Annotated in this window: 14 protein-coding genes and 1 pseudogene; 10 read left to right on the top strand and 5 right to left on the bottom strand. The window is 60.3% G+C overall.

Annotated features, from left to right (window positions below; all coding sequences use genetic code 11):
* The first annotated feature begins 562 nt into the window (after positions 1-562).
* Together F8S13_02990 and F8S13_02985 are read left to right on the top strand one after the other, a co-directional pair.
* Positions 563-979 (top strand): hypothetical protein, encoded by a 417-nt coding sequence (locus F8S13_02990; GenBank protein KAB8146058.1) that lies wholly within the window; start codon positions 563-565, stop codon positions 977-979.
* An 85-nt stretch (positions 980-1,064) separates the two neighbouring features.
* A complete protein-coding gene (locus F8S13_02985) occupies positions 1,065-1,586 on the top strand; it encodes a hypothetical protein (protein KAB8146057.1) in 522 nt (173 codons plus the stop codon).
* A 217-nt stretch (positions 1,587-1,803) separates the two neighbouring features.
* On the opposite strand, the gene F8S13_02980 is transcribed toward F8S13_02985, so the two are convergent.
* A complete protein-coding gene (locus F8S13_02980; GenBank protein ID KAB8146096.1) occupies positions 1,804-2,043 on the bottom strand; it encodes a tyrosine-type recombinase/integrase in 240 nt (79 codons plus the stop codon).
* Positions 2,044-2,081: 38 nt separating this feature from the next.
* Between F8S13_02980 and F8S13_02975 the strand changes: the two genes are divergently transcribed.
* From F8S13_02975 to F8S13_02960, 4 genes are all read left to right on the top strand, one after another.
* Positions 2,082-3,791, top strand: coding sequence for a hypothetical protein (locus F8S13_02975; GenBank protein KAB8146056.1), 1,710 nt, complete (start codon positions 2,082-2,084; stop codon positions 3,789-3,791).
* 36 nt (positions 3,792-3,827) lie between these two features.
* Positions 3,828-4,361: a hypothetical protein gene (locus F8S13_02970; GenBank protein ID KAB8146055.1), complete on the top strand. Its 534-nt coding sequence runs from the start codon at positions 3,828-3,830 to the stop codon at positions 4,359-4,361.
* Positions 4,362-4,429: 68 nt separating this feature from the next.
* Positions 4,430-4,645, top strand: a complete 216-nt coding sequence (locus tag F8S13_02965; protein KAB8146054.1) for a transposase family protein — start codon at positions 4,430-4,432, stop codon at positions 4,643-4,645.
* Positions 4,646-4,687: 42 nt separating this feature from the next.
* Positions 4,688-4,969 carry an ISAs1 family transposase gene (locus F8S13_02960; protein ID KAB8146053.1) on the top strand — a complete coding sequence of 94 codons (282 nt, stop codon included), beginning with the start codon at positions 4,688-4,690 and terminating at the stop codon, positions 4,967-4,969.
* An 83-nt stretch (positions 4,970-5,052) separates the two neighbouring features.
* Here the strand turns inward: F8S13_02960 and F8S13_02955 are convergent, their stop codons facing one another.
* From F8S13_02955 to F8S13_02940, 4 genes and pseudogenes are all read right to left on the bottom strand, one after another.
* Positions 5,053-5,406 (bottom strand): hypothetical protein, encoded by a 354-nt coding sequence (locus F8S13_02955; protein KAB8146095.1) that lies wholly within the window; start codon positions 5,404-5,406, stop codon positions 5,053-5,055.
* A 28-nt stretch (positions 5,407-5,434) separates the two neighbouring features.
* On the bottom strand, positions 5,435-5,833 hold the full coding sequence (locus F8S13_02950) for a tyrosine-type recombinase/integrase (GenBank protein ID KAB8146052.1): 399 nt from the start codon (positions 5,831-5,833) through the stop codon (positions 5,435-5,437).
* Between the two features lie 3 nt (positions 5,834-5,836).
* Positions 5,837-6,154 (bottom strand): hypothetical protein, encoded by a 318-nt coding sequence (locus F8S13_02945; protein KAB8146051.1) that lies wholly within the window; start codon positions 6,152-6,154, stop codon positions 5,837-5,839.
* Positions 6,155-6,282: 128 nt separating this feature from the next.
* Positions 6,283-7,122: pseudogene (locus F8S13_02940) on the bottom strand (glycoside hydrolase family 16 protein).
* A gap of 1,213 nt (positions 7,123-8,335) precedes the next feature.
* Between F8S13_02940 and F8S13_02935 the strand changes: the two are divergent.
* The 4 genes from F8S13_02935 (at position 8,336) to kdpB (ending at position 12,573) form a co-directional block, all read left to right on the top strand.
* On the top strand, positions 8,336-8,539 hold the full coding sequence (locus F8S13_02935; protein KAB8146050.1) for a hypothetical protein: 204 nt from the start codon (positions 8,336-8,338) through the stop codon (positions 8,537-8,539).
* Positions 8,540-8,642: 103 nt separating this feature from the next.
* A complete protein-coding gene (gene kdpF, locus F8S13_02930) occupies positions 8,643-8,726 on the top strand; it encodes a K(+)-transporting ATPase subunit F (protein ID KAB8146094.1) in 84 nt (27 codons plus the stop codon).
* Positions 8,726-10,501 carry a potassium-transporting ATPase subunit KdpA gene (kdpA, locus tag F8S13_02925; GenBank protein KAB8146049.1) on the top strand — a complete coding sequence of 592 codons (1,776 nt, stop codon included), beginning with the start codon at positions 8,726-8,728 and terminating at the stop codon, positions 10,499-10,501. Before kdpF ends, kdpA begins: the two co-directional genes overlap by 1 nt.
* Positions 10,501-12,573 (top strand): potassium-transporting ATPase subunit KdpB, encoded by a 2,073-nt coding sequence (gene kdpB, locus F8S13_02920; protein KAB8146048.1) that lies wholly within the window; start codon positions 10,501-10,503, stop codon positions 12,571-12,573. The genes kdpA and kdpB overlap by 1 nt, the downstream gene beginning before the upstream one ends.
* The last annotated feature ends 172 nt before the right edge of the window (positions 12,574-12,745 follow it).

The following is a 12,745-nucleotide window of genomic DNA, read 5'->3' as shown; positions in this document are numbered from 1 at the left end:
TACCTCCAGCGGCAGCTTCGCCAGCGTTGACCCCTACGCGGGCGACCCGGCCAGCCCCGCCAGCCTCGCGCCGTACATGTACGCGTACAACCAGCCGACCGGGTTCACCGACCCGAGCGGGCGGTGTGCTGACCCCGTTTCGGCAACGCTGTGTGCTGTTGGGGTTGTTGCGGGCACAACCCTCGCATTGGGGGCTTCTGTCCTGGTGCTGGGAGGGATAACGATCTGGCAATATACGGGGGATAGCAATGCCGAAACCTATCGTGCGAACCTCGCCCGTGGAACGGCCTATGTGTTGCATGGTGGACAAGGCTATACCCTAACGGGGAACCCCTTCTCGCTTGATGGGTTGATGGGGCCAGTCCATACAGGGAATACCGATCCCGCACCCACACTTGAGCTTCCGCCCAGCGGGCCAACGCCACTCCAACCGTCAATAAAGGATATCGTCTCGGGCTTCCCGCTGCCTGGGCCATCCTGCCCGGATCAGGAGGGCTTCAGCCTCAATGGGCCATTCGATTGGTCCTCGTTCCGCACCCCGCCAATGGACCCAGGAGAGCAGGTGCATGGGCCGCAGGTGCTGGAGGCACGTGATCCGTTTCGTGTTCGCGCAATACCAGGAGGCCAGGGGACCATAGAATGTGGATATGCTGCTACAGCATACGCTATTGGTTGTAATCCACGAGAGTATGTTAGAGGAACTAGAATTATTGATAATGATTTAGATTATCTGAGGTCTATTGGAAAATCTGGTAAGATATTTAACCCAATGAGTAAATATGGTAGACATCACTTCGCTGTTAGAAATGAAGATGGGACTATTACTGATCCTGCCTTATTTCTTAACCTTGATAACGCTCGCATGAGTCAATCTGGATTGGTTAAGTTGCCAGAATGGACTGACTTATATAGGGGATTTGATACATTCACTGAAGAAGAGTATCAGAAACTCATAGACCTATGGGGTAGTTTATTATAATCAGGTGAATAATATATAGTGGGGTGATATGAAAAAAATATCATTTTATGGATCTCGTATCGAGGCAACGGCGATCAGTAAACTAGTGTCCACACTCCTAGCTTTATCAGATCACCACGATGATTTTTATGAAACCTACGACTATGGTACTATAAGGAACATAGATGTTTATTATAACGATATAAATTTCAAGATAACATTATCGTCAGGATCTATATTAGGTGATAGGTTTATTCAAAATAAAATATTGGAGAACACAGATATATTGTGTTATGTATATTCCGGGGTTTTACCGTCAGAGGAAGGCGATTTAAGGGACGATAATATCATATCTCAGGTAAATGATTTAGTGAAATGTTTTAATATAGCAAAAGGTATGTCTTTGCTTCCGGTTGATATACCATGGTTATTTTTGAATGATACAGACACACCTGGTTATCTCTGTAAATATGATCTAGTAACAGAAAATCCTATTTTATTACAAAGGAACCAGATCAGCCGCACACTTATAGATATGATAATAAAGGAGGAGATACATTACAGTGTGTATTCTCAAGAAGATATATCAAGCATATGGAATGATATCATCAGATTGATTAAACTTTGATTGCTGAGCAGAATATATAATCGTTTATTGGCTTAGACAAACAAGCATTTTTGGCAGGCAATGCATGATTTGGACGCGTGGACGGAGGCCAAAAGCCAAAGAGCATCTCCATCAAGGTAATAACCCTCAACAGTGTGATCCATCCCACCCGCCCCCAGCGCGCCGATGAGTTGGGCAGCATGCGCCTCACCACCATCACCACCGCGCTCTCCCTCCCTTAAAACTTCACATAATCCACGGCGTTGTCATCCAAATTCTGCAAATCGTGCGCATACCGCATCGTCGTGCGCGGGTCCTTGTGGCGCGCCGCCGCCTGGGCCTGGGTGACGCTGGCCCCGCCCCAGATGGCCAGCGTGACGAAGCGGTGCCGCAGCGCGTGCGGCGCGCGGTGCTGGGCCAGGGTCTTCTCTAGCCCGGCGCTGGTGAATAGCTCGGTCAGATGGGATCGCGCCTCCAGCCAGCTACCGCTACGACACCGTGGGGCGGCCCGACACGGTGCAGCGCGGCAACGGCACGCAGACCACCTACGGCTTCGACGGGGCCGACCGGCTGCGCACGCTGACGACCACGCAGACCAGCACGAACGTGACGCTGGCCAGCTTCGGCTACACGGTCAATGCCCTGGGCCAGCGCACCCAGGTGCGCGAGACCCTGCCCGACCACAGCCGCACGATTGACTACGCCTACGACGGCCTGGGGCGTCTGGAAACAGCCGACGCCAGCACCGGGACCGACTACACCTATCGCTACGACGTGGTGGGCAACCGCACCGACGGCGGCAAGACCTACAACGCGGCCAACCAAGTCGATGGCTGGACCTATGACCTGAAGGGCCGCCTGACGAGCGACGGCACCACCACCTACGGCTACGACGACCTCGACCGCGTGATCGCGCTGAACGGCGTGACACAGCGGTACAACGGCGACGGCGTGCTGATGCAGAGCGGGACGATCACGTACACGCAGGACGTGGCGCTGGCGCTGCCGCAGGTCATACAGACGTTGGGGACGGACTACGTGTATGGCGCGGACCGCTTGGCGGAGGTGAGCACGACCGCCCGCACGTGGTACGCCGCCGACGCGCTGGGCAGCGTGCGCCTGACCACGAGCGACACCGGCGCGGCCCTGAGCAGCATCGACGACGACCCGTGGGGCCAGGTGGAGCGCGGCGCGGTCGCCCGCTTCGGCTTCACGGGCGAGCTCCAGCAGGGCAGCAGCGTGCACCTGCGCGCGCGGTGGTACAATGCCGCCAGCGGCAGCTTCGCCAGCGTCGACCCCTACGCGGGCGACCCGGCCAGCCCCGCCAGCCTCGCGCCGTACATGTACGCCTACAACCAGCCGACGGGGTTCACCGACCCGAGCGGGCGGTGTATCCTTGGTATCGTTATCGATACCATTGTATGTGCCGCGATTGGCTATACCTTACTTGCTGGTGGTCTTGCGTTGGGCGTCTATGCAACGGCGAAAGCGGTTGAGTGCGCCCAACAAAGCTGCCTTGTACCACCGGTTCAAAACCTGATCAATTCGTTCCAACCGAGCGCCCCGCCTTCAACAGATACAGGCACGAAAGATGATACGACCCTTGTTCTTATGCCTGAGGGAAATAATGAAGGTCCAGGTGAGCCTCCCTCTGGGTTGGGGCGCGGTGCGAAGATTGCAGCAGGTATCACGGCTGGGCTGATTGTTGCTTCATCGATACCTATTCCGCCATGCGCAACGGACACAACATCGGATGCGCAAGATTCTCATTTTTATTTTAGAGATGTAGGTCCATATAATGCGCCAGGGAGAAACACCAACAATATCATTGCCGACTTACAAACTTATCATTATATTCAAGGTATACAAGGTCAAATAAGCCAATTAAACAATGCTCAAACACAATCCAACACAGTTCCTTGGCGAAAATATCAGTTAATGGGCCGTAAATTCGAGGCTGAAAGAACTATATATTATGCGAGGATGGGCATGCTTAGCAGAGCTAATTCTACTGCGAAATACTTTGATCTTCAGGTGAATGGTTTTGGTACTATTAACTACATAGAAGTAAAATGGTCTGTAGGTCCTATCCCTGATAAAACCATAAATAATGTTGTCCAAGAATCAAAAGCACATCTTCCTTTAACATATCTTTTAGAATCTAATAATATAGACAATCGTGCCCGCCAAAAACTTCAGCAAAAAGGTGGGATTGAAATACCATAATACAGACCTATTATACTTTCAAACAAGGAGACTTCTATGGGTGTGACTGCTATGCTTGAAACAGATCAAGGCGAATTCATTGATATCATGTTGAATGAGAATGCGTACGCTGGCAGGGCTTTGAATTCATTTATAGTACCAATTTCGGTATTTTTTAGCGGAGATAGCGATCATGATTCGGAAGATCAAATTACTCAATGGATATATTCCATGAATATAACTATGGATATTCTTAATCAATGCACTCATCGTTTATTCCACTCTTGTTACCCTTATTTGTGGGATTATGGTAAAAACGATTATTCAAGATACATTGAAGAGAACCCACATGAAAATATTAGTGAAGATGAGTTTATTCATATGATAGATATGTTAGACAGCACATGGACAGATGCGCTATTACTATATCATGATGTGGGAATGTTGATTAATTTATTCAAGGTAAAGAAGCCTGTAAACACATGGTGGTATGAAGAGGAATCAACAATCGATGAGCTTAATGCCCTTTACAATGCAATAGGATTTGCAATAAAATCACAAGTTAAAAATGTGCGCTTGGTTTTCGATTAGCTAGTACTTCAGGGCAAACGCATTATGAATCAGCCGTTTATGGTATGATCTCGTATGAACAGCAATGAATGTGCGGTACTGAAAGGAATAGGATGATGGGCCTACCAACAACGATAAGTGTGTATTTCTCTGATCTGCCAGACCCGCGCATTGATCGTTGTAAGCGCCATCTCCTGACGGACATTTTGACGATTACGCTCTGCGCCATGGTCGCCAATGCGGATACCTGGGTTGATATTGCCGATTTTGGTACCGACAAAGCGGCTTGGCTGCGCACCTTTTGAGACCTGCCCAATGGCATCCCCTCGCATGATACGTTTGCCCGGATGTTTGCCCGCCTTGATCCGGTGGCCTTCCAAACGTGTTTTCGTGCCTGGGTCCACGCGCTTGGCCAGCACCTCCCCGATGATGTGGTCGCCATTGATGGCAAGACCTTGCGCCGGACGCATGATGCGGCCATTGCCCGGTCGCCCCTCCATCTGGTCAGCGCGTGGTCCACGGTGCAGGGCCTGGTGCTTGGACAGCTCGAGATCGACGCGAAAACGGCGAATATCCTGAGCACCTTGACCCCGATAACCCAGGCTCCTGCACCAACGGATGCGACCTAGGGGGTCCGGGAGCAATGGAACGGAAAATCCGGTTAAGCGGAATCGTGTAAAGCCCCCCCACTTTCATACCTTGCTGGGTCTGCTCACGGTTTTCTATGATCCCGCTGCGGCCACCGGGTAGATGACGGGAACATATGGCGCGCCATCTGGAGATCGCGCGCGGTGCGGTGGGTGGGCCGCCCGCCCGCCTCACTGCGCGCCCGTGCGGCCTGCAATCCTGCGCTGGTCCGCTCGCGGATGACCGCCCGCTCGAACGCGGCAAGCGCACCAAACAGGTGGAAGATGGCAGCCACCGCCGGTGGCCGTGTCGATCTGCTCGGTAAGCAACGCAGTTCGACCTGTTGCGATTGCAGCGTGTCACCCGCGCGCAGATAGTCTAGAGTGGCCTTCAGTTCAGGACGATCCCGCTGGGCACCACTGGCGTGCTCAGTGAAGATGCGCTTACAGCCCCCATGCGTTCTCGTACTAGAATTTCACATAATCCACCGCGTTATCATCCAAGTTCTGCAAGTCATGCGCATACCGCATGGTCGTGCGCGGGTCCTTGTGGCGGGCCGCCGCCTGGGCCTGGGTGACGCTGGCCCCGCCCCGGATGGCCAGCGTGACGAAGCTGTGGCGCAGCGCGTGCGGCGAGCGGCCCTGTGGCACCCTCGCGCCCACGCATCGCCCGCGTCGGGGCGACCGCAGGCAGCGCGTGGGTCGGCCTCCCGCATGGCTCCGCGCCTGTTGTAGCGTCGTTTGTCCCCTTGGTGTGTTGGCATCTTGGTGGTAAACGGTTTTCGCGCCGTGGTACGCCGCCGACGCCTTCGGCAGCGTGCGCCTCTTGTTCGTTCTTTCCTCGCAGTGCGGTTGGTGCCATTCCAGCGCCTACAGCGGTTCGCCGAAGAGCGCGACTGCCGCGCCTGGCTCGGCGGCGACCTGCTCCACCTCCTGCTGCGCCACCTGCAGGCCAAGCTGTAGCGCCTGGAACGAGTCCACGCCGCAGGCCCGCAGGTCGCGGGTCACGCCCCCCTCGCTGATGCGCACAGGGCAGCGCCAGTCGTACCCGCTCACGGTGGGCACATCCTGGATGGGCTGCCCGATCTCGACCACAAGCGTGCTGGGCGTGCCCGCCCGCGCGATCTCGTAGGTGCGCGTGGCGACTGCGGCGGTGAATGCCGTGGGGATGGGCAAATCAATGCTCATGGGGTGCTCCTCGTTTCCTGGGTGTGGGTTTGTGCCTAGTAGTATCCCAGGATGGCGGGGCGGCGTCAAGCTGGCCGCTGGCCCGCAGCTGCGGCCAGCATCCTGAGAAGCGGCGCTGCGCCGCTTTTTTATTGGGCGTACCCTCCGTCGGGCTGGTAGGCGCGGAAGTAATCGATGACGAACTCTTTGGGGTAGTCTGCCGCGCGGGTCTCGGGCGATGGATCTTGGCTGGGGATCTCGTAGATGCCCAGCATGAACTGCATGGGGTACTGCGGCGACTAGCGCAGCGTGCGGATCTTCTGGTTGTCGAGGTAGAAGTCGATGTGCGTGGGCGTCCACTCCGCCGCGTAGATGTGGAACTGTGTGGCGTCGAGCGGCAGCTCATCCTCGAAGAAGGCGTCGGTGATGCTGGCGTCGCCCCAGGGGTGCAGGCCGTAGCCGAGCGGCAGGCGCTGGGGTGCGACATGCCAGCCCTTGATCTCCATGATCGCGATCTCGGCGGAGCGCTCCGGCGCGTCCTCGTAGCCGATCATCCACAGCGCCACCAGGTTGCTGGGGTGGGCCACGGCCCGCGCGCGCAGCTCGAAGTAGCCGTACTGCGGGGTGTAGGTGCGCTGGGGCGGCTGCTCTTCGCGCACCACGCAGGCGGGGTTGAAGCGGTGCTGGCCCACGGCGCTGCCGAGCGGCCCGGCGTAGACCCCGGTCTGGATCGACGAGCAGCGGTTGGGGCCGTCGAACTCGGGGCACCAGGGGGCCTGATCGTGGGCGATCTGCAGCACCAGCGCGCCGTCGCGGATCTGGTAGCGCGGCGCGGCCTGCGCGCGGCTGCTCCACTGCGGCAGGTAGCGCGGCACCCAGCGCCGCTCATCGAGCGCGGCGTCGGCGAACTCGTCGTGGAACTCCAGCCGGTAGCCCGGCTTCTCAATCGGGTTGGCGGGGAAATCGCCGGGGGTGCTTGGGGTGTGCATGCCTATCGCCTTATGCTCTTGATATTTCCAGTAGGCCCATTGTAGCGCACCGCACAAGGCTGGGAAGCATGTTTACCACCAGGACACCAAGGGAAGAAGAGGGACGAATACCATGAAGACGCGAAGACGCGAAGCACGTTTACCACCAAGACACCAAGGGAAGAGGGAGCCTTTTCTCGCTCGGCCCATGCGGCGAAGGTGCCGCTCGCGCAAACTGGCCATGTGCACGAATATCAGCCATTAGCGAGCGGTATAGGAACGCCCAAAATTGGCCTCCAGGGGCCATCCCCGCACCTGGTGTCACTTTTTGATGGGTTTCCCATCCGTGATGGCGGTGGTAGGTGGTTGGTGGTGCATGCCCTGCGCGGGCGGCGCCTAGGGGCCAGCCCCTAGGAACCCCGCGAGGGGTTACACCCCTCACATGGTGTCACTTTTTCGAGGTGTTTCCCATCAGCGATAGCGGTGGTACGTGTTCGGTGGGTGGATGCCCTGCGCGGGCGGCGCCGAGGGGCCAGCCCCTCGGAACCCCACGAGGGGGCGTCGCCCCCTTCGAACCCCCAATTTGAAGCATTCCCATGCCGAATGCTGGCAGCTGGTGTTCGTGCATATGGCCAGCAAAACACTAGCGGCACCTTCGCCGCATGGGCCAGGTGGATGAGACTCTCAATCTCACATGCGGTGCATAGCTTGGCACCCGTTCTTTCGTCATATGCCGCATCGAGAAGCCCCGCACAAAAACGTGACACCTGTTGAGGGTGTAACCCTGCGCAAGAAAGTGACAGCATGTGAGGGCGCGTAGCTCTTGGTGCCGCCCGCACAGGGTACCCGCCCTATCGGAATCACCATCATAGGTTTGCAATGATTGTTCTGCCGAGATATACGTTTTTGTGGTAAATAATGGTGATTAAGCTTCCGGCGATGGTGATTAAGCTTCCGGCGATGGTGATTAAGCTTCCGGCGATGGTGATGACGGATATTTTTATTAGATAGCTCTGTCTTTTGAGATAGCACCGCGACTCGCTCCATATCTACCCATCGGCGCAGCCCTGCTACATATCCCTACAAGAACACTCCCTCTTTATGCCATCTTTATCCTCTCATTACGCTTCTTGATCCCTTCTTCACGCGAAAACCTCTATGATACGAGCGTGACGAGACGCCGCGAGCGGGGCGGCGCTATGAAGGGAAAGGCAGGGTCGTCGTGCAGTACCTGATGCGGCATCATGGCCTGTATTTGGGCCTGTGGATGGCCTGGACGATGGCGGTCGGCGGCACGGCGTGCTACCAGTGGTTTCAGGATGCCTCGGCCCATGTGGCTTTTAACACGCTGGCCATGGTTATCCACTGCGCGGTGGTGGGCATTCTGGGGCTGGTGGTGCTGACGGATATTGAGTTCTGGCTTGACCAGGACGTGTAGCGGGAGGCGGCTGTGGATCTTGTGTATGTTGGGCTGGCGCTAGCGTTCTTCGCTCTCTCGTGGGGGCTGGTGGCGCTGTGCGCGAAGCTGTAGAGGTGATGCGATGGTGGTTCTGATCGGCGGCGTGGTGGCGCTGGTGCTGCTGGCCTATCTGTTTGTGGCGCTTCTGCGACCGGAGCTATTCTGATGACACCGTATGGATATATGCAGCTGGTGATCTTCTTGGTCATCCTGCTGGCGCTGGTGAAGCCGCTGGGCTGGTACATGGCGCGCATCTACGCTGGCGAGCCGGCCCTGCTCAACCGGCTGCTCGGCCCGTTCGAGCGGCTGCTCTACCGTATGTTCGGCAGCGGCGAGGATGAGGAGATGGACTGGAAGCAGTATGCCGTGGCCATGCTGCTGTTCAACCTGCTGGGCTTCGTGGTGGTCTATGCGCTCCAGCGCGCGCAGGCCGCGCTGCCGCTCAACCCGCAGGCGCTGGGCGCGACCACGCCCGACCTGGCCTTCAACACGGCGGCGAGCTTTATCTCGAATACCAACTGGCAGAGCTACGGCGGCGAGGTCACGCTCTCGTACCTGACGCAGATGCTGGGGCTGGGCGTGCAGAACTTCGTGTCGGCGGCCACCGGCATGGCCGTGCTGGTGGCGCTGATCCGGGGCATCTCGCGGCGCTCGGCGCAGACGCTGGGCAGCTTCTGGGTCGACATGACCCGCTCGACGATCTACATTCTGCTGCCGCTCTCGGTCGCGCTGGCGCTCATCCAGACCTCGCAGGGTGTGGTGCAGACCTTCAGCGCCTACCAGGATGTGCCGCTGCTCCAGCAGCAGCAGGCCGCCGACGGCGCGGCGGTGACGAGCCAGACTCTGCCGCTCGGCCCGGCCTCCTCGCAGGTGGCGATCAAGCAGCTGGGCACCAACGGCGGCGGCTTCTTCAACGTGAACTCGGCGCACCCGTTCGAGAACCCCACGCCGCTGTCGAACCTGGCCGAGGTGCTCTCCATCCTGCTCATCCCGGCGGCGCTGTGCTACACCTTCGGCAAGATGGTGGGCGACACGCGGCAGGGCTGGGCAGTGTTCGCGGCCATGGCCGTGGTGTTCGTGGCGCTGCTGGGCGGCGCGGCCTGGGCCGAGCAGAGCGGCAACCCGCGCATCGCGGCGCTGGGCGTGGACGCCGCCGCCAGCGAGGAGCAGGCGGGCGGCAATATGGAGGGCAAGGAGACCCGCTTCGGCATCGCCAACTCGGCGCTGTGGACGGTGGCGACATCCGCCGCCTCGAACGGCTCGGTCAACTCGATGATCGACAGCTATACGCCGCTGGGCGGCATGGTGCCGATGTTTCTCATCCAGCTGGGCGAGGTGGTGTTCGGCGGCGCTGGGTCGGGCCTGTACGGCATGCTCACCTTCGCGATCATCGCGGTGTTCATCTCGGGCCTGATGGTCGGGCGCACGCCGGAGTACCTGGGCAAGAAGATCGAGTCCTACGAGATGAAGATGGCCTCGCTGATCATTCTCATCCCGCCTGCGGTGGTGCTGATCGGCGCGGCGGTGGCGGTGGCGACGCCCTGGGGCCGGGGCGCGCTGTACGACCAGAGCGTGGGCTACACCTCGGTCTACAACCCCGGCGCGCACGGCCTGAGCGAGGTGCTGTACGCCTTCTCATCGGCGGGCAACAACAACGGCTCGGCCTTCGCCGGGCTGGGGGCCAACAACCCCTTCTACAACGTGGCGCTGGGCCTGGCCATGCTGCTCTCGCGCTACTGGCTGGCCATCCCCACGCTGGCCATCGCGGGGGCGCTGGCGCGCAAGCAGCTGGTCCCGGCGGGGCCGGGCACGCTGCCCACGCACGGCCCGCTGTTCGTGGCCCTGCTGGTGGGCGTGGTGATCCTGGTGGGGGCGCTGACGTTTATCCCGGCCCTGGCGCTCGGGCCGATTGTTGAGCATATGCTGATGGTGGTGCAGTGATGAACGACTCTTCGCAGGCGCGGCCGCTGTTCGACCCGCCGATCGTGCGGCGCGCGGCGCTCGACGCATTCAGAAAGCTTGACCCGCGCGCCCAGGTGCGCAACCCGGTGATGTTTGTGGTGCTGATCGGGGCCGCGCTGACCACGGCGCTGTGGCTGCAGGCCCTGGTCGGCCCCGGCGAGGCCGCGCCGAGCTTCATCTTCACTATCGCGATCTGGCTATGGTTCACGGTGCTGTTCGCCAACTTCGCCGAGGCCATGGCCGAGGGGCGCGGCAAGGCCCAGGCCGACACGCTGCGGGCCGCCCGCCGCGACGTGGCGGCCAAGAAGCTGGACGAGCCGCGCCACGGCGCGCGCTACGCCAGCACCAGCGCGGCCAGCCTGCGCAAGGGCGACGTGGTGCTGGTGGAGGCAGGCGACATTGTGCCGATGGACGGCGAGGCTATCGAGGGCGTGGCGTCGGTGGACGAGAGCGCGATCACGGGCGAGTCGGCCCCGGTGATCCGCGAGAGCGGCGGCGACCGCTCGGCGGTGACGGGCGGCACGCGGGTGCTGTCGGACTGGCTGGTGGTGCAGATCACCGCCAACCCCGGCGAGACCTTCCTGGATCGCATGATCAGCATGGTCGAGGGCGCGAAGCGGCAGAAGACGCCCAACGAGATCGCGCTGAACATCCTGCTGGCCGCGCTCACCATCATCTTCCTGCTGGCGGTCTGCACGCTGCTGCCCTTCTCGCTGTTCAGCGTGGCGGCCAACGGCCAGGGCCAGCCGGTGACAGTGACGGTGCTGGTCGCACTGCTGGTCTGCCTCATCCCCACCACCATCGGCGGGCTGCTCTCGGCCATCGGCATCGCGGGGATGGACCGCATGATCCAGGCCAATGTGATCGCCATGTCGGGGCGGGCCATCGAGGCGGCGGGCGATGTGGATGTGCTGATGCTGGACAAGACCGGCACGATCACGCTGGGCAACCGCCAGGCCACCGCCTTCATCCCCGCGCCGGGGGTGAGCGAGGCCAAGCTGGCCGACGCCGCCCAGCTCTCCAGCCTGGCCGACGAGACCCCCGAGGGCCGCTCGATCGTGGTGCTGGCCAAGGACCGCTACCAGATCCGCGAGCGCGACATCCACGCGCTGAAGGCCGAGTTCGTGCCCTTCACCGCGCAGACGCGCATGAGCGGCGTGAACCTGAACGGCAACCGCATCCGCAAAGGCTCGGTCGATGCGGTCGAGCGCTACGTGGCCGAGAGCGGCGGCAGCCTGCCCGGCGAGGTGCGCGCCACCGTCGAGGAGATCGCCCGCGCCGGGGGCACGCCGCTGGTGGTGGCCGACGGCCCCAGCGTGCTGGGCACCGTGCAGCTGAAGGACATCGTGAAGGGCGGCATCAAGGATCGCTTCGCCGAGCTGCGGCGCATGGGCATCAAGACGGTGATGATCACGGGAGACAACCCGCTGACCGCCGCCGCGATCGCCGCCGAGGCCGGGGTGGATGACTTTCTGGCCCAGGCCACGCCCGAGGCCAAGCTGAAGCTCATCCGCGAGTACCAGTCGGGCGGGCGGCTGGTGGCCATGACGGGCGACGGTACCAACGACGCCCCGGCGCTGGCTCAGGCCGACGTGGCGGTGGCCATGAACAGCGGCACCCAGGCGGCCAAAGAGGCCGGAAACATGGTCGACCTGGACAGCAACCCGACCAAGCTGATCGAGGTGGTGGAGATCGGCAAGCAGCTGCTGATGACGCGCGGCGCGCTGACGACCTTCTCGATCGCCAACGATATCGCCAAGTACTTCGCGATCATCCCGGCGGCCTTCGCCAGCACCTACCCGGTGCTGAATCACCTGAACGTGATGGGCCTGACCACCCCGCAGAGCGCGATCGCGTCGGCGGTGATCTTCAACGCGCTGATCATCATCTTCCTGATCCCGCTGGCGCTGCGCGGCGTTCGCTACCGCGCGATAGGCGCGGCCCAGCTGCTGCAGCGCAATCTGCTGATCTACGGTGTGGGCGGGATCGTGGTGCCCTTCATCGGCATCAAGCTGATCGATATGCTGCTGGCCGCGCTGGGCTGGGTCTGATGGGGCTTCGGTATCGGGGTGTTCCTTTTGGGGTTGTTTCTGCGTCGGGCCGACCGGGCGCGGCTCCGATGAGGATGGCTCCTCTTGTTTGGTGGGTGGATGCCCTACGCGGGCGGCGTCAGGGGCTCCGCGCCCCTGAACCCCCGCCAGGGGAGTGGCCCCTGGACGCCAA

The sequence above is a fragment of the Chloroflexia bacterium SDU3-3 genome (genome assembly GCA_009268125.1).
In the GTDB taxonomy this organism is placed as follows: Bacteria; Chloroflexota; Chloroflexia; order Chloroflexales; family Roseiflexaceae; genus SDU3-3.
Note: the sequence above shows the minus strand (reverse complement) of the source record. Positions and strands in the feature narration are given on the sequence as shown.

Coding starts and splice junctions, on each gene's coding strand:
- F8S13_02970 (KAB8146055.1), top strand. CDS start 3,828: ATGGGTGTGACTGCTATGCTTGAAACAGATCAAGGCGAATTCATTGAT.
- F8S13_02965 (KAB8146054.1), top strand. CDS start 4,430: ATGTGCGGTACTGAAAGGAATAGGATGATGGGCCTACCAACAACGATA.
- F8S13_02960 (KAB8146053.1), top strand. CDS start 4,688: ATGTTTGCCCGCCTTGATCCGGTGGCCTTCCAAACGTGTTTTCGTGCC.
- F8S13_02945 (KAB8146051.1), bottom strand. CDS start 6,154: ATGAGCATTGATTTGCCCATCCCCACGGCATTCACCGCCGCAGTCGCC.
- F8S13_02935 (KAB8146050.1), top strand. CDS start 8,336: ATGCGGCATCATGGCCTGTATTTGGGCCTGTGGATGGCCTGGACGATG.
- kdpF (KAB8146094.1), top strand. CDS start 8,643: ATGGTGGTTCTGATCGGCGGCGTGGTGGCGCTGGTGCTGCTGGCCTAT.
- kdpA (KAB8146049.1), top strand. CDS start 8,726: ATGACACCGTATGGATATATGCAGCTGGTGATCTTCTTGGTCATCCTG.
- kdpB (KAB8146048.1), top strand. CDS start 10,501: ATGAACGACTCTTCGCAGGCGCGGCCGCTGTTCGACCCGCCGATCGTG.